15 protein-coding genes are annotated in these 16,341 nt (G+C 37.4%); all 15 read left to right on the top strand.

The annotated features are described in order from the left end of the window. Positions 1-53 precede the first annotated feature (53 nt). The 15 genes from B9N79_RS11960 (at position 54) to B9N79_RS11890 (ending at position 16,296) form a co-directional block, all read left to right on the top strand. Positions 54-977 (top strand): VOC family protein, encoded by a 924-nt coding sequence (locus tag B9N79_RS11960; RefSeq protein ID WP_040057396.1) that lies wholly within the window; start codon positions 54-56, stop codon positions 975-977. A gap of 139 nt (positions 978-1,116) precedes the next feature. Then, entirely contained in the window at positions 1,117-1,926 is an 810-nt protein-coding gene (locus B9N79_RS11955; RefSeq protein ID WP_019391012.1) for an SDR family oxidoreductase, read from the top strand. 31 nt (positions 1,927-1,957) lie between these two features. Next, complete coding sequence (locus tag B9N79_RS11950) at positions 1,958-3,646, top strand: thiamine pyrophosphate-binding protein (RefSeq protein WP_040057397.1); 1,689 nt, start codon at positions 1,958-1,960, stop codon at positions 3,644-3,646. Between the two features lie 14 nt (positions 3,647-3,660). After that, entirely contained in the window at positions 3,661-5,106 is a 1,446-nt protein-coding gene (locus B9N79_RS11945) for an aldehyde dehydrogenase family protein (protein ID WP_040057398.1), read from the top strand. 16 nt (positions 5,107-5,122) lie between these two features. Continuing rightward, the gene (gene nadX / locus B9N79_RS11940; RefSeq protein WP_040057399.1) at positions 5,123-5,908 is read left to right on the top strand and encodes an aspartate dehydrogenase; all 786 of its coding nucleotides are present in this window, start codon (positions 5,123-5,125) and stop codon (positions 5,906-5,908) included. Between the two features lie 28 nt (positions 5,909-5,936). After that, on the top strand, positions 5,937-7,238 hold the full coding sequence (locus tag B9N79_RS11935; RefSeq protein WP_040058341.1) for an aromatic ring-hydroxylating oxygenase subunit alpha: 1,302 nt from the start codon (positions 5,937-5,939) through the stop codon (positions 7,236-7,238). 22 nt (positions 7,239-7,260) lie between these two features. Further along, the gene (locus B9N79_RS11930; protein WP_046217427.1) at positions 7,261-7,770 is read left to right on the top strand and encodes an aromatic-ring-hydroxylating dioxygenase subunit beta; all 510 of its coding nucleotides are present in this window, start codon (positions 7,261-7,263) and stop codon (positions 7,768-7,770) included. A 42-nt stretch (positions 7,771-7,812) separates the two neighbouring features. Continuing rightward, positions 7,813-8,601, top strand: coding sequence for an SDR family NAD(P)-dependent oxidoreductase (locus B9N79_RS11925; protein WP_082023573.1), 789 nt, complete (start codon positions 7,813-7,815; stop codon positions 8,599-8,601). A 109-nt stretch (positions 8,602-8,710) separates the two neighbouring features. Continuing rightward, positions 8,711-9,505: an alpha/beta fold hydrolase gene (locus B9N79_RS11920; RefSeq protein ID WP_046217426.1), complete on the top strand. Its 795-nt coding sequence runs from the start codon at positions 8,711-8,713 to the stop codon at positions 9,503-9,505. Between the two features lie 88 nt (positions 9,506-9,593). Continuing rightward, positions 9,594-9,851, top strand: coding sequence for a ferredoxin (locus tag B9N79_RS11915; RefSeq protein WP_019391020.1), 258 nt, complete (start codon positions 9,594-9,596; stop codon positions 9,849-9,851). 231 nt (positions 9,852-10,082) lie between these two features. Continuing rightward, positions 10,083-11,075: an NAD(P)/FAD-dependent oxidoreductase gene (locus tag B9N79_RS11910; RefSeq protein ID WP_040057401.1), complete on the top strand. Its 993-nt coding sequence runs from the start codon at positions 10,083-10,085 to the stop codon at positions 11,073-11,075. A gap of 1,036 nt (positions 11,076-12,111) precedes the next feature. Continuing rightward, positions 12,112-12,894 (top strand): IclR family transcriptional regulator, encoded by a 783-nt coding sequence (locus tag B9N79_RS11905; protein WP_040057402.1) that lies wholly within the window; start codon positions 12,112-12,114, stop codon positions 12,892-12,894. Between the two features lie 178 nt (positions 12,895-13,072). Further along, positions 13,073-14,020, top strand: coding sequence for a U32 family peptidase (locus B9N79_RS11900; protein ID WP_046217425.1), 948 nt, complete (start codon positions 13,073-13,075; stop codon positions 14,018-14,020). Between the two features lie 88 nt (positions 14,021-14,108). Beyond that, positions 14,109-15,050, top strand: a complete 942-nt coding sequence (locus tag B9N79_RS11895) for a fumarylacetoacetate hydrolase family protein (protein WP_040057404.1) — start codon at positions 14,109-14,111, stop codon at positions 15,048-15,050. Positions 15,051-15,165: 115 nt separating this feature from the next. Further along, positions 15,166-16,296, top strand: coding sequence for a 2-keto-3-deoxygluconate permease (locus tag B9N79_RS11890; protein ID WP_040057405.1), 1,131 nt, complete (start codon positions 15,166-15,168; stop codon positions 16,294-16,296). Positions 16,297-16,341 lie beyond the last annotated feature (45 nt).

The following is a 16,341-nucleotide window of genomic DNA, read 5'->3' as shown; positions in this document are numbered from 1 at the left end:
TAAATGATAGCGCTTTCTATAAAGAGGGATCCATCTAATAGGAGGGATAAATAGTGCTTGGAATTACTCATTTGCGACATATTAGTATGATTACTCCGAACTTTGATGAACAAGCTAATTTTTATGAGAAGGTGTGGGGGTTAGACAGAGTAGATGTTCCGGAAGAAAAGAATACTGTTTACTTTCGCGGTGCAGGACCAGAACATCACATTGTAAGCCTTCATAAGGGAGAAAAGCGCGGGTTGCACCATATTTCATTTGGAATGGTCGATAAGAATGCCGTGGATCGTGCAGCTGAAATATTAAAATCAAAAGGTGTACGTATTACCAAAGAACCAGGTAATTTAGATGAAGCAGGAGCTGGATATGGTCTTCAGTTTGTAGATCCAGAAAACCGTGTAATAGAACTTTCAGCTTGGGTGGAAGTTCAAACGTCTACTTGGAATAAGAAAAATGTAGATCCTGTGAAGTTGAATCATGTTGTGATGAATACAAAAGACCTAGATATGATTGTAGAATTTTATACTAATGTACTTGGCTTTAAAGTAACAGATTGGAGCGAGCACCAAATGTCTTTCTTACGATGCAATAGAAAACATCACTCCATTGCATTCAATCAAGATGAGCATGCTTCAGTTAACCATATTGCTTATGAGGTTGATTCAGTTGATGAACTAATGCGTGGTATAAGCAACGTTCGAAAAGCGGGACTGGAAGAGCTATGGGGACCTGGACGTCATGGGCCAGGAGATAACATCTTCTGTTATTTTCAAGATCCAGGTGGTTTTGTTATGGAGTATACGTGCTATCTTGAGACAATTGAAGATGAGTCGGAGTGGAGAGCACGTGTATGGAAACGTGTGCCTCATTTAATGGATCAATGGGGAATTGCAGGTCCACCAAAACCTAAAGCCCGTAAAGCAATGAAGGGAGATCCGGATCCAGGATGGGTAGAGGAAACAGTTGACATTCGTTAATGAAAGGAATAACTAAAAATAGGATCAATTTAGAAAAATGCTTCACCTTATTATCATCAAAACAAGACGTTATAGTTGTAAGTAAGACTTCACATCTTGTTCATTTTCCAACAATATAACGTTTAGAGAGAAGCTGCTTATGAAAGGAAATGATGAGATGGACTTAGGTTTAAAAGAAAAAGTAGCTGTTATTATGGGCGGCACATCTGGTGTCGGATTAAAAACTGCGGAAATGTTTTTGGACGAAGGAGCAAAAGTAGCGATTTGTGGAAGGAACAAAGAACGACTGGAAAAGGCAAAAAGTCAATTGCTTTCATATGGCAATAAAGAAGATATTTTTACGTCAACTTGTGATGTTACTTCGAAATCAGACGTTGCTTCATTTATTAACGGTGTAGCCGAAAGATTTGGTGGAATTGATATATTAGTAAATGCAGCTGGACAAAGTGTGATGGGTTACTTTTTCGATATCACGGATGAACAGTGGGAAGAACAAATTCAGTTAAAGTATTTCGCTATCATCTATGCAGTGCGTGCAGCTCATCCACATCTTGTTAAAAGAGGCGGGGGACGAATTATCAATATTAACGCTACATTAGCTAAAGAACCTGAACGTCATATGGTTGCTACAGCTGCTACCAGAGCTGGTCTTTTAAATTTAAGCAAAACGCTTTCTCAAGAACTGGCCTTCGATAACATTTTAGTAAATTCCGTTAGCCTTGGATTAATTCGAACGGATCAATGGGAACGCAGAAGGTTAAAAAATGCGCCTGATATGGATCCGGAAAGGTATTACAGTGAGCTTGCAGAAAAACGAAACATTCCACTCGGTCGTGTCGGAGAGGCAGAAGAGGTTGCTAGTGTGATTGTATTTCTCGGTTCAGATAAAGCAAGTTATGTAGCTGGTTCAACAATTGAAACTGCAGGAGCAATTGGCAAAGCCCTTTAATTATATCACTGAACAAAGGTAGGATATGAAAATGAAAAAACAAGAAATAATAGAGTTTACAACTGCCGATGCCATTGTAAAAGAATTAGTACGAGCAGGCGTAGAAGCTGCTTTTGGTGTAGTCAGTATTCATAATATGCCTATCTATGATGCCATTCTTAGAGAGGGAAGCATTAAACTGATTTGTTCGCGCGGAGAGAGTGGTGCTGTTAATATGGCAGATGGTTATGCTCGCGCGACTGGGAAGTTAGGTGTGGTAATTACAAGCACAGGAACAGGAGCAGGAAATGCGGCTGGTTCATTAGTGGAAGCATGGTCTGCCGGTGTTCCACTACTTCATCTTACTGGTGAAGTAGCCTCTGCGTATCTTGGTACAGGGAGAGGCTACATACATGAATGTAAAGATCAACTTTCAATGATGAGCGGTGCATGTAAAAAGGCTGTTCAGCTTAGAAATCCTGAGCAAACAGCTTCGGTAGTGAGAAAGGTTATTAAAGAAGCTTTAACTGCACCTATGGGGCCTGTATCTTTAGAAATCCCGATCGACTTCCAATCAGCAATCATTGAAGATCTTTCTATTGAAGAAGTACAGCTTGTAGCGTCCCAATCATCATTAGCAGCATTAATTCCCGAACAAGCCGTGACAAAAATTATAGAAGCAAGCCGGCCGGTAATTTGGGCAGGTGGTGGCGTGATTTCTGCTAATGCTTCAAAAGAATTGCAAAAATTAGCGGAGATGCTTGGTGCGGCAGTGATAACAAGTCAATCAGGAAAAGGTTCGATCCCAGAAGATCATAAGCAATGCATAGGACATTTTATGGCATATGAGTCCACAAGAGAGTTTTTACGAAATGCAGATTTATTAATTAGTGTAGGAGTGCGGTTTAGGGGCAATGAAACGTCGAACTGGAAAGCGGTAGTGCCAGAAGAACATATCGCAATCGATGCAGATCTTCAAGCAATTAATCGTAACTATAAAGCAACATTTGGATTAGTGGGCGATGCGAAAGAAATGTTAAAGGCTCTTATTCAAAAACTTGAAGAAAAATCGGTTTCGCCAGTTTCTACTTATATAGAAGAAATAGGTTCTCTTAGAAATGAAGTACGCGGCAAACTTCGTAAAACGCTTGGACCATATGAGCAATTTGTAGATGGAATGAGAGACATATTACCAAGAGATACGATTCTAGTTCGAGATGTAACTGTACAGGCAAATGTGTGGGGAAGTCGTTTATTCGAAATTTATGAACCGAGAACTTCTATTCATGCATCAGGAGGTGGAATCGGCCAAGGTCTTCCAACAGCAATTGGTGCACAAATAGGCTGTCAAGATCAAACAGTTGTGCTAATGGCTGGGGACGGAGGCTTTATGCTCAATGTTGGAGAGATGGTGACTGCAGCAGAAGAAAAGTTACCCCTTATTATTGTATTATTTGATGACTCAGGGTACGGAGTTCTTCGTAATATTCAAGAAGCTGCATATGGACGTCAAGTAGCTGTTGATTTACTAAGTCCAGACTTTGTGAAGCTTGCTCAGTCCATGCATTTTGATGCGGTGAGAATTGGTTCTGGAGATGAATTTGTCAACGAACTAAAGAAAGCACAAGAAAGACGTAACCCTTCAATGATTGTAGTTGATATGGAAGCTGTTGGGCCAATGGCAAAGCCATTCGGCGGACCCCCAGGAGCAGCGGAAGCATTTAAACCAAAAAAACGATAAAGGGGGACATAAAAATGATTTCGACATATCCTGTTATTTCGGGAAAATATCTTATTAACGGAGAATGGAAAGAAATAAGAGAAACAGCTAATGTCATCAATCCTGCAAACACGTCAGAAGTAGTCGGGGAAGTTGCAATATGTTCTAAAGAAATTGTAAATGAAGTAATAGAAGCGGCAGAGAAAGCTTATAAAATGTGGTCTCGCTCTAATGTAGAAGACAGGTCTGCTCTAATGAACAAAGCGGCAGAAAAACTAGCGAATATCATCGAAGAAAATGTCACCTTGTTTGTGAGGGAAAATGGAAAAACGCTTGTAGAAGCTAAGAAAGATTTATTACGTTGTGTTGAGATTATGAAAGGCGGGGCAGCGGAACTGCTTAACTGGTGGAACCCGGAAGTACTTACAGGAACCCAAAAAGTCCAAGTTAGACGACGGGCAAGAGGCGTTACAGCCGTGATTACCCCTTGGAACTCTCCTATGATTTTAACATTTAAACGAGTTATCCCGGCCATTTTAGCTGGTAATACGGTTGTTGTCAAACCCGCTACGAATTGTCCCTTAACAATTATGAGCTGTTTAAAAGTAGTTGCCGAACATTTCCCCCCAGGCGTCATTAATATTGTAACAGGTTCAGGAAAAGTAATTGGTGACACCCTTTGTTCTGATTCCCGTGTTCGTACTGTCGCTTTTGTTGGCAGCACAACAACAGGAAAAGATATTATGAAGAATTCTGCCGAAAACCTCCAAAAAGTATATATGGAACTAGGGGGAAATGATCCAGCCATTATTTTGGACGATGCCGATCTTGATGAAGAAGCAATCAAACGACTCAAAACAGGTATTTTACGAGCATCAGGCCAAGTATGTTCAGCTATTAAACGAGTGTATGTCCACAAATCACGTTATGATGAAGTTGTGAAAAAGTTAACAAAAGAATTTGAACGAGTTGTTGTAGGTGATGGGATACAACCTGATGTAACAATGGGGCCATTAAATAATAAAGCACAGTTTGATTACGTTAGTCAATTAATTGAACGTACATCTCGTTCAGGTGCAGAAGTGGTCACTACTGGTATTCAACTTAATCCAGAAACATGGGATAAAGGTTATTATATGCTTCCTTCTATTGTTACAGGAGCAAATCAAAAAAGCGAGATCGTACAGGACGAGCAGTTTGGACCAGTTATCCCTGTGTTGCCTTTCACTAATATTGATGAAGTTATAGAGTTAGCGAATGATAGCAAATTTGGTCTGCGAGCTTCGGTGTGGACGGAAAATGAAAAATTAGCTATTGAAATGGCTGATCGTCTTGAAGCAGGAGCTGTTTTCCATAACAATCATACTATTTTTAACGATTTGGCTCTTGATTTTCCAGGTTTAAAAGAAAGCGGTGTTTCTAGGGAAACAAGACATTGTGGACTGGAATTTTTCACAGACTCCTATGGGTTTGCTAATTAAGGAAGGATGAAAGAACATGAAATTAGGGTTAATTGGATGCGGGAATATCGGTAAATTTCTGCTTCAGGCCATAAATAAGGATGAATTTCTCCCTGGGGGGAAAATTAGTTCAATTTATACACGCCGCAAAGAAAGTTCATCTCAACTAGCTAAAGAATTTGATGCCCAGTTTTATGGTGATATTGAGTCATTTCTTACCTCTGACATCGACTTAGTTATTGAGGTAGCGACAATTGAAGCTGCTAGGGAGTATGCATTGAAGGTACTTAAATCTGAAAAAGATTTGTTATTAAGTAGCATAGGAGTTATGGCAGATGCTACTTTTGAAGAAAAAGCAGGAGAACTGTGTCGCAAAAACAAGGTAAGGGTCTTTCTTCCTTCTGGAGCAATTGGAGGACTTGATATCCTTAAATCTGCAAAAGCTGTGAACGGACTTAAGTCTGTATCTCTTACAACGAGAAAACCACCAAGTGCCTTGACAGAAGCTGTTTCATTAGAAAACGAAACGATTTTATTTAAAGGCTCTGCAGCGGAAGCTATTAAGCAGTTTCCGAGAAATATTAATGTTGCGATTGTGTTATCTTTGGCTGGTCTTGGTGTTGAAAACACAAAAGTAACTATTATTGCTGACCCAAATGTCGTGAAAAATAATCATCTTATTGAAGCATGGGGTTCGTTTGGAAACCTTAAGGTTGAAATTGAAAATGACCCAATGCCAAATAATCCAAAAACAAGTTATTTAGCCTCATTAAGTATATTAGCGACATTGCAAAACAAAGAGAGAATGGTTCAAATTGGATAATGAAGCTCATCGAGGGGGAGAGGATAAAATGATTAAAACAGATAGACCTTTAGAGGAAATGTCGAAAGAGCAAGTTATTGAATATCTGAATGAGACAGTCAAACCTGAGGAAGGAGTCATTCCAGCCTATCTTTTAGGTGATCAAACGGTTTATGATTTAGAGCACGAAAAAGTATTTCTAAAAACGTGGATCTTTGTTGGTCATGAATCCGAAGTTCCTCATAAAGGCGACTTTATGACCCGTGAACTTTCCGGATACTCCATTATTATTACACGTGATAATAATGATGAAATTCATGCTTTTTATAATATGTGTACCCATCGTGGCATGAAATTATGTCGAGCTGATAAAGGGAACAAATCTTTATTTACATGTCCATATCATGGATTTAGTTTTAAAAACACGGGTGATCTTGTTGGCGTTCCTCTTCAAAAAGATACTTATGGCGGAAAGATAGACCGTTCCAAAATGGGGCTCCACCAAGTGAGGCTTGAATCTTATAAAGGGCTTTTATTTGGAACATGGAATGATCATGCAGAACCGCTTGAAGATTTTCTAGGTGACTTCAGATGGTATTTAGATATCCTTGTAGGACGTGCGGAAATGGAAGTCGTGGGAGCTCCACAACGATTTGTTGTTCATTCTAACTGGAAAGTTGGTTCTGATAACTTTGTTGGTGATTCTTACCATACGATGGTTACACATGGTTCAATTGCAAAATTAGGGATGGTGCCAAATGCAACGTATTCCAAACGCGGTTTTCAAATTCATACAGAAAACGGACATGGTTTAAACCTCGGAACCCCTAACCCAGATTTCGCTTTTCCTGAAGAATTAAAAGATGAATATAAAAGAAATTTGTCCCCAGACCAATATGAAGTATTATCAAACTTAAAAAATATGATTGGAAATGTTTTTCCGAACTTATCGTTTTTAATCTCACATACAAAAATAAAAGATCATTTAATCTCTAACACTTCCATAAGAATGTGGCGACCAATTGGTCTTAATAAGATGGAAGTGATTGCTTGGATGTTTGTTGAAAAAAATGCCCCAAAAGAGTGGAAAGAGCGCTCAAGAGATTCATTTATTTTGACATTTAGTCCATCCGGGATTTTTGAACAAGATGATACAGAAGTATTCACAGATATTACAGAAGCTGCCCAAGGCGCTATGCCTTTTCAAAAGAAATTAACTTATAACTACACAATGGGTTTGCACCGTGAACCTGCTGAATTTGTTGGACCTGGTGTTGCTTATGATGACAAATTCACAGAAGCAAATCAGCGGAATTTTTATAAATACTGGATGGAACTCATGACAAAGTGATAAACGAGAGGAGGAGGGAAAAATGAATATAGAAAAAATGCTAGTGAAATGTGAGTTTGAACAATGGTTATATCATGAAGCACAATTACTTGATGACATTGAATTTGATGACTGGTTTAGTTTAATGCATTCTAGTTTGCGTTATCAAATGCCTGTACGTGTCAATAAAGAAGGAACAGAGCGTCCAGACTATTCAACAGATATGTTCACGTTTAATGATGATATTGAGTTGCTAAAGCTTCGAGTAGAACGTTTAAAAACGGACTATGCATGGGCGGAAATTCCTCCTTCAAGAACACGCCGCTTTGTCAGCAATGTGTGTGTCAAGGATTTTGTTGAAGGAGAAAAAGCAGTTGTAAAAAGCTATTTACTTATTTATCGAAGCCGAAGCAAAGACATTCATCATGATTTAATTTCTGGTGAACGAAATGATGAGTTTACATTTGAAGATGGAAAGTGGAAACTTTCAAAGCGTGTATTCATTGTAGATCAAACAACAATAAATACAAGAAATCTCGCTATATTTGTATAACAGTTCATTATGTATAAAAGATAAGAAGAAAGGTCGTGTCCAATGGCAATGATGCTAAAAGATAAAGTAGTGTTGATTACAGGCGGAGCTTCGGGGATAGGGGAAGCTGTCACACGCCGTTTTATACAAGAAGGAGCAAAAGTGAGCATTATGGGCCGCTCTAAGGAAAAGCTAGTGAAAATGAAAGAAGAATTTGGAACAGACATTCTTACCTATCAAGGAGATGTCAGCAAATACGAAGACAATGATCAAGCTGTTCAAGCTACTATTAATCAATTTGGCAAGCTAGATGTTTTTATTGCTAATGCTGGTGTATTCGATGGATTTGCTAAATTCGCCGATGTGCCTCCACATGCGCTTTCTGAAGCCTATGATTTTCTTCTTAATATTAATGTTAAAGGCTCTTTTTTCGGAGCGAAAGCAGCGCTTGAAGAGTTGGAGAAAACAAATGGAAATATTATTTTTTCTGTGTCTGGTGCAAGTTTCTATCCCGACGGTGGCGGTGTATGGTACACAGCGAGCAAGCATGCTCAAATCGGACTAATGCGCCAGCTTGCCTTCGAACTTGCTCCACATATAAGAGTTAATGCAGTAGCACCAGGGGGCACACTGACAGAACTATCAGTCATTCCACCGCTAAGTCCATTTGTAAAAATCATAGATAATAATACTAAAGCAAGTAACATAAAAAAACGTAACCCTCTTCAACTTGCCCAGCTACCAGAAGATCACGTTGCAGCATATGTGTTATTAGCATCTGATGAGTCACGTGCAATTACAGGTGAAGTTATTTCGAGTGACGGTGGATTATCAGTCCGGGGACTTGGTTAAATATTATGAGAGTTACCCTTTTTTATAGAAAAGTAAAAAACCAGAATTCTGAAAATTAAAAATTAAATATCCTTCTTAAAGTTAAGAATGAATAGAGGAGACTTGTATTATGCCTTATGTACAAGTAAAAGACTTAAGTATTTATTATGAGATAGAAGGTACTGGAGAGCCATTAGTATTGCTTCATGGAATGAGCAACAATTCACAGTCATGGAAAGAACAAATACGTGAATTAAAAAATAATTATAAAGTGATTGCTTGGGATGCGCCAGGTTATGGGAGAAGTTCAGATCCAGCTGAAGAATTCAGATACTTTGAAGAGTTTGCCCACATTCTGAAAGGCATGATAGATGAGCTAAAGTTAGAAAAAATCTATCTTCTTGGTCATTCAATGGGGGCAGCCATTGCCATAGAATTTTGTAGCTCTTATTCTAATAGAATTGAAAAACTTATTATAGCGGACCCGACCAGAGGGGCTGCTGCTTTGAATGAAGAAGAGAATAAGAGGAAGTTAGAAAATCGATTATTTTCAATTGAAAATCTTTCTCCAGAGGAGATAGCAGACAAGAGAATAAAAGCATTGTTATCTCCTTATGCTTCAAAAGAAGTGTATAAGAGAGTAAAAGAGATTATGTCACAAGTAAGATTGGCAGGGTATCGTTCAGTAGCATATTCTCTCTATCATCTAGACCAAATGAGTTTGTTACCTCAAATAACCGTTCCTGTTCTTGTTGTTTGTGGTGAACTTGATATCGTTACTCCTGTAAACGAATCAAAAGCTATTCACAAGGAACTCATAGATTCCAAGCTCGCAATTATTCCAAAAGGCGGGCATTTATGTTATCAAGAAGAACCTGAAGTGTTTAATTCAAGAATTATAGAATTTCTTAATGAAAATAGATAAATAAAAAAGATCGACATTATCTTAGATTTCTAAATGTTATTTAGAAAAGCATCATAATAAACGGGGTGCCGGGAGAGGGGAAAGGAAAATGAAGGTGTGTAAAAAGTATACAATTATAGATAGAGAAACTTGTATTGCTTGTGGAGCATGTGGGGCTGCTGCTCCTGACATTTATGATTATGATGAGGAAGGGATTGCATCTGTTAGATTAGATAATAACGAAGGAACAGCTATTATACCTGATGAGTTGGTAGACGATATGATGGATGCTTTAGAAGGATGCCCAACAGGATCAATTAAAGTAGCTGAAAAGACTTTCAATTGTAATCCTCATAAATTTGAATAAAATTCCCTATATATTTTAGAGGATATTAGATTAATATGTCTCGTTGAAATTAAAGTATTTTTTAACTAAGAGAATATGAAATATAGAATAAGTATCAAACATTTAGCTAATTGAGAAGGGAAAAAATATAGTGGTCTCAATAAATATTATCAATCCATCCCTACGTTTCATATCCCTATATTCAATCTGAAACAGGAATTCTAATAAGGATCCAATGAAAGGTGATTACTAATGATAGAAGAAAAAAAGATTTACGATATAACAATTATCGGAGGTGGCCCAGTTGGCTTGTTTACAGCATTTTACGGGGGAATGAGGCAAGCAAGTGTGAAAATTATAGAGAGCCTTCCTCAATTAGGAGGACAGCTCACAGCTCTTTATCCCGAGAAATTCATCTATGATATCGCCGGATTTCCAAAAGTAAGGGCTCAGGAGTTAGTAGAGAATTTAAAAAAGCAAATGTACGTATTTAACCCCAAAATCTGTCTCAAAGAAGCCGTTGAGCAGGTTGAAAAGCAAGTGGATGGAACATTCAAAATCACTACAAACCTTAATACTCACTTTTGTAAAGCCATTATTATTACGGCAGGAAATGGAGCCTTTCAGCCTCGTAAACTAGAACTAGAAGATGCAATAGGGTTCGAAGACAAGAACTTACATTACTTTATAAATGATATGAACCAATTTAAAGATAAAAAAGTAGTCATTTTAGGTGGCGGAGATTCGGCTGTTGACTGGGCACTTATGCTAGAGCATATCGCTAAGAAAGTAACGCTGATTCATCGAAGAGATAAATTTCGAGCTCATGAACATAGTGTAAAACAATTAGTAAGTTCCTCTGTTGAAGTCAAAACACCCTATATTCCTTCAGAGCTAGTAGGGGCAGATCAAATCACCCAAATCATTTTGGAACACAATAAGACTAAGCAGAAAGAGGTAATTGATGTAGATGATTTAATTGTTAATTATGGTTTCATCTCTTCGCTTGGTCCAATTAAAGAATGGGGCCTCAACATCGAGAGAAATGCCATTGTAGTGGATTCTAGGCAGGAAACTAACATTCCAGGTATTTATGCTGCTGGAGATATTTGTACATATGGTGGAAAAGTTAAGTTAATTGCCTCAGGATTTGGTGAAGGTCCTACAGCAATTAATAATGCTAAAGCTTATATTGACCCTACAGCAAAAGTTCAGCCTATGCACAGTACTTCCTTATTTAGCTAACCACTGGTCCCTAAAAAGTAAAACGAATTTACATTCGGGAGGGTTTTCCTAATAGAATGGATTTTGCCCCATAAGTATATCCAGGATTAACCAAGTAACCAAGCACTTCTTAAAAGTCTTGGCTGCTTTTTATGTGAGAAACATTATAAATTACCTCTCTATTTTCTTTTCTAAAATAGTTGATAAACTTTTTCCATATCCTTTCTATAATTCTTTTTAGAAATAGATAAAAAGAGAGGGTATTTCTCAGGATGATTAGGATATCGTTAAATAAAGGGCTAGATTATGTTTTTGAAAAAGGAATTAGCTGGGGTGAATCAAGAGAAACGGAGTTTGGACGAATCCCTAGGTATATCTCTACTACTTATGTCATGGCTATAGTGGGATTTTTACAAGAAAGTATAAATTTAAAGAAGTGAGCTTAAAATTCAAAAGACAGCATCTATTAAATAGGTGCTGTCTTTTGAATTAGAGAATATTTTAAAGATACATTTCTGATAACTTATATTACATAAAATGAAAATAAATATTATATACAGTTAAAAAGCAGAAAAAACTTTCTACTGTGAACTGCCCCCCAATTGTTTTTGATTTATTTATTTTTTGTTTCCGTTCTCCAATGGGGAACTAACTCTTTCATTATCCTCCCCAAATATTTAGTGATATTCAAATGCTAACTGTAAGCTAGGATTCTACCTATTATTTTCAATTTCATTAATCGTTTGTCTATTGACATAACATAGCTCCGCCAATTTTCCTCATTTCAACGCCTTTTTTCTGTGTATCCTTTAATCCGTTTTTTTTATTATTCACGCCCCTTCTAGCTATAAGGGGTAAAAAGGATGTTATACAGTTGTAATAAAGGAAAAGGGAAGAGATAGCAGATAGGTATTCCTTATTTTTTATTTCGGGAAAAGTGATTATAGTTTATTGAAAATTCAAAACAATATGTTATAATGAGATTAGTTTTTAATATAGAACTTAGTTCTTTATAATGAACCATATTATAACTAAACTAGAAGGTGAAAAAGAATTTATGAAAGAAAAGTATTGGGTCCCAGCAATAGAAAGAGCACACAAAGTACTAGAGGAAATTAGTGAACATCCAAAAAAGCTACGTTTAATTGATTTATCCAAAAAGCTAGAAATTAGCAAAAGCTCATTATATTCTTTATTAAACACGCTTGAAATTTTAGGTTGGATTACTAAAGAAGAAGGAGATACCTATTCACTTGGACATTCATTAGGGGCACTTAGTGCAGGATACTTCCACCAGTTTGATATTCTGCAATCCTTTTATAAAGAGGCGAGTTCATCTGTTCTAAGTATTAATGAACATATCCAGTTAGGTATTCTAAAAGAAGGGGATGTGGTGTATTTAGGGAAAATGGAAGGAGATTCAAGAGTTCGTCTTGTAACAGATCCTGGCATGCGTTTTCCTGCCTACGCATCTGCTATCGGTAAAATACAGCTTATCCAATATAGCAAAGAGCAACTAAAACAAATCTATGCTTCTCATAAGTTAGAGAAAAAGACATCAAATACAATTACAAATATTGACGAACTTTATGATAATGTTCAAAGAGCAAAACAGAGAGGGTATGCTACTGAGAATGAGGAATCAGCAATCGGATTTCACTGTGTAGCCGCACCGATTTATAATTTTGAGAACAAGATAATTGCCGGTGTGAGCTTTACTATGTTAGAGAATAGTTGGAATACAAAAAAAGACGCTGCACAAGAAGAAATTATAAAACTAGCCTATCGTTTATCACAGCTTGCGGGCTATACAGGAAAGGCAAGACAAAATATTGAATAATGGAGCTTTTTACTAGGAATTTAAGAAATTCCTTAGATTTCTAGTAAAAAATGAAGGCGGATTCAAATTAAAAAAAGAGGAACATTGTTATGCAGACATTATTTAGATAAAGCACATAATAAAAATGAACCTTTTTATTATCTCTAAAAAAATTTGAAAAGAAAGAAGGAATAGGGATATGAAAGAATCTCGGGAATTATTAGAACGTTTAGGTTATGCTTCAACAGATCTAAGAGACCTTCCGACTTCTACAAAGACATTTCCAGATGGTGCTCAATACCGTATAGAACTTCCTAGCACAGAAGGACCTATTGCTTTAGAAAAGATGTTAAAAGAGATTGATCGTTATGGATTAACGATTCATCGCATCTCACAAGGAAGTGGAATTATGCTTCTTACAGATGATGAAATCAAACAAATGTGTGAGCTCACTGCCAAAAGAGGAATGGAATTAAGTCTGTTTGTTGGGCCAAGGGGAACATGGGATATTAGCGCAGGTCCTCTAACATCTGCTGGTAAGACCCAGGGGTTACGGCATGAAGGGGCTGATCAGCTAGTTTATGCAATGGAAGATTTGAAAAGGGGAGCAAATCTTGGGCTTCGTGGCGCTCTTATCGCAGATGAAGGACTTTTACTGCTTACAAAAGAAATGAAAAAGCAAGGTCATCTTCCAGAAGATTTTGTTATAAAGGTTTCAGTTCAAATGGGATCAGCAAATCCAGTTTCCGTGAAGTTAATGCAGGACTTAGGAGCAGACACTTATAATGTTCCACCAGCCCTCACCTTAGCTAAACTTGCCTCCATTCGTCAATCTATCGATATACCAATTGATCTATATGTTGAAGTTCCGGATAATTTTGGCGGGTTTCTACGATACTATGAAATACCTGAAATTATTCGTGTTTTGGCACCCGTATATATTAAATTTGGGCTTCGTAATCATCCAGATGTGTATCCTTCAGGGAAGCAATGGGAAGCAACCAACATTTCATTAGTGCAAGAACGAGTTCACCGTGCTGCATTAGGGATTCAAATGATTGAGCGTTATTGCCCAGAAGCGAAAACATCCAAACTCGGTACTAAAGACCTCGGTATTCCCACACTAGTTTCTTCTCCCATAGTTTAAAGTCATAAAGGAGTAATTTACGAGTTTTTATGCTCTGCGGAAATATCAGAGCGGTGTTTAAAAAATTTAAAGTTTGGAGAGAAAAAATATGAAACTTCTATCATTTCGTTCTCAGTCCCATACGTATGTAGGTGTTTTACAAGACAATAAAATTGTGAATTTAACAACCCTTCATGATTTGCATCAACATAAAATAGAAAGCCGTTCTGCTATTCCGGATACAATGGAAACGTTGATTCAAAATCATGATACTATGATTCCTTATATTAAAGAGCTGATGGAATATCATAAAAACCACGGAACAAGCGATATAAAAACGACATTTTCTCTTTCAGAAGTAGAGATCATTTCTCCTGTTTCACAGCCAGAAAAAATTATTTGTGTTGGATTAAATTATCTTGATCATTGCAAAGAAACGGAGATGGATCCACCTCCAACACCCGTCATTTTTTCAAAATATGCAAATGCAATTATTGGAGATAACGATGCTATTGAACTCCCTGTTAATTCAAATCAAGTAGACTTTGAAGCAGAATTAGTAGTAGTTATTGGGGATAAGGCAAAATGTGTTACGGAAGAAACAGCAGATGAGTACATTTTTGGATATACAATTATGAACGACGTCAGCGCAAGAGACCTTCAGTTTGCAGATAATCAATGGACACGTGGAAAATCACCAGATACGTTCGCCCCAATTGGTCCCTATATTATAACGAAAGATGAAGTAAAGGATCCTCATAATTTAGACATTTCGCTAACTTTAAATGGCGAAGTAATGCAAAAATCAAATACAAAAAATTTGATTTTTAAAATTCCATATATTATCTCATATTTATCGCAATCAATGACGTTAAAGCCTGGTGATTTAATTGCAACAGGTACGCCCCCTGGAGTAGGGATGGGTAGAACTCCACAGGTATGGTTAAAAGAAGGCGACGAGTTGTCGATTACAATTGAAAGTATTGGAACCTTGAACAATTCTGTGGAAAAGCATCCCTCTTATGTAAATTCAACAGCAAGTAAGCATTAAGGTAGTTTATTAAGGATCAATTTGTAAGCGTTAACAAATGTCGATTTGTGCCAATTGATTAAGCTTTAAGCCTCAAGTTCGAAAGATTTTATAAATTGGAGGATTGATTAAAGCGATGAAAATCAAGCAAAGGATTGACAAAGTTCCTGGTGGTTTGATGGTTGTTCCGCTGTTTGTTGGTGCTTTAATAAATACAATTGATCAACTTCACTTACCGTTTATTATGAATTTCCTAAAGAGTCTGGGGGTTGCTCCTACAGAAGAGGGCTACTATGAGTTTTTAAAAATAGGGGGATTTTCACAAGCTCTATTTAAAGATGGGGCCCTTACATTATGTGCACTGTTTTTGTTTTGTGCTGGTAGTCAAATGAATCTTAGGGTGGGAGGACAAGCTTTAAAAAAAGGGGTGTTATTGACTACTTCTAAATACTTAGCTGGACTTGGAACTGGTTTACTGTGGGGCTATATGTCAGACCCAATCAATGGCTTCCTTGGATTATCCACAATGGCAATTATTGCAGCTATGACAAATGGAAATGGTGGAATGTTCGCTGCTTTAACAGGACAATATGGGAATCGTTCTGATGTAGGGGCAACAGCTGTTCTTTCACTTAATGATGGTCCATTTTTTACACTAATGGCGCTTGGGATGATGGGAGCTAACTTTCCGATCATCGCTTTTGTTGCCGTTCTCTTACCTATTTTAATAGGAATGATATTAGGAAATCTTGATAGTGAAATTCGCACTTTCTTATCTGCTGGAGAATCGCTTGTTATTCCGTTCTTTGCCTTTACATTAGGAGCCGGAATGAATCTATCTAATTTTTTCAATCCTGAAGTAGTGGGAGCTGGCATTGCTTTAGCTCTCATGACAGTATTTATTTCAGGAGGAGTAATGGCTCTTACTTTTAAAGTATTCCGGGAGAAAAGCGTTATTGCACCTTGGGCAGAAGCATCGACAGCTGGAAATGCAGTAGCAACCCCAGCGGCTATCGCAGCAGCAGCGGGGGTTGCAAGTAGCACAGGGTTAATGACAGCTGCAGAAGCTCAAACCTACCAAAGTATAGCTAGTATCGCTACAGCACAAATTTCGATTGCCTCAATTAGCACAGCCGTTCTCGTCCCGATTGCTGTTATTTTAGCTGATAAATATCAAAGAAAAAGAGGAATCGATGGAAAAGTAGAAGATCATTCTATTAATGAAGTAAAAGTTAACGCTAAAATGCCTCCAACTGATCTCAGTTAGCATTCAAATGATGAAAAGAGACTTCAAATTAAAATTTCATTATTT

Origin of the sequence: Priestia filamentosa (assembly GCF_900177535.1) — a bacterium.
Taxonomy (GTDB): domain Bacteria; phylum Bacillota; class Bacilli; order Bacillales; family Bacillaceae_H; genus Bacillus_I; species Bacillus_I filamentosa.
Note: the sequence above shows the minus strand (reverse complement) of the source record. Positions and strands in the feature narration are given on the sequence as shown.

Excerpts from the sequence above, each read along its gene's own strand:
- B9N79_RS11925 (WP_082023573.1), top strand. The coding sequence starts at position 7,813 with ATGGCAATGATGCTAAAAGATAAAGTAGTGTTGATTACAGGCGGAGCT.
- B9N79_RS11935 (WP_040058341.1), top strand. The coding sequence starts at position 5,937 with ATGATTAAAACAGATAGACCTTTAGAGGAAATGTCGAAAGAGCAAGTT.
- B9N79_RS11890 (WP_040057405.1), top strand. The coding sequence starts at position 15,166 with ATGAAAATCAAGCAAAGGATTGACAAAGTTCCTGGTGGTTTGATGGTT.
- nadX (WP_040057399.1), top strand. The coding sequence starts at position 5,123 with ATGAAATTAGGGTTAATTGGATGCGGGAATATCGGTAAATTTCTGCTT.
- B9N79_RS11945 (WP_040057398.1), top strand. The coding sequence starts at position 3,661 with ATGATTTCGACATATCCTGTTATTTCGGGAAAATATCTTATTAACGGA.
- B9N79_RS11920 (WP_046217426.1), top strand. The coding sequence starts at position 8,711 with ATGCCTTATGTACAAGTAAAAGACTTAAGTATTTATTATGAGATAGAA.
- B9N79_RS11910 (WP_040057401.1), top strand. The coding sequence starts at position 10,083 with ATGATAGAAGAAAAAAAGATTTACGATATAACAATTATCGGAGGTGGC.
- B9N79_RS11930 (WP_046217427.1), top strand. The coding sequence starts at position 7,261 with ATGAATATAGAAAAAATGCTAGTGAAATGTGAGTTTGAACAATGGTTA.
- B9N79_RS11955 (WP_019391012.1), top strand. The coding sequence starts at position 1,117 with ATGAAAGGAAATGATGAGATGGACTTAGGTTTAAAAGAAAAAGTAGCT.
- B9N79_RS11915 (WP_019391020.1), top strand. The coding sequence starts at position 9,594 with ATGAAGGTGTGTAAAAAGTATACAATTATAGATAGAGAAACTTGTATT.
- B9N79_RS11900 (WP_046217425.1), top strand. The coding sequence starts at position 13,073 with ATGAAAGAATCTCGGGAATTATTAGAACGTTTAGGTTATGCTTCAACA.
- B9N79_RS11950 (WP_040057397.1), top strand. The coding sequence starts at position 1,958 with ATGAAAAAACAAGAAATAATAGAGTTTACAACTGCCGATGCCATTGTA.
- B9N79_RS11905 (WP_040057402.1), top strand. The coding sequence starts at position 12,112 with ATGAAAGAAAAGTATTGGGTCCCAGCAATAGAAAGAGCACACAAAGTA.
- B9N79_RS11895 (WP_040057404.1), top strand. The coding sequence starts at position 14,109 with ATGAAACTTCTATCATTTCGTTCTCAGTCCCATACGTATGTAGGTGTT.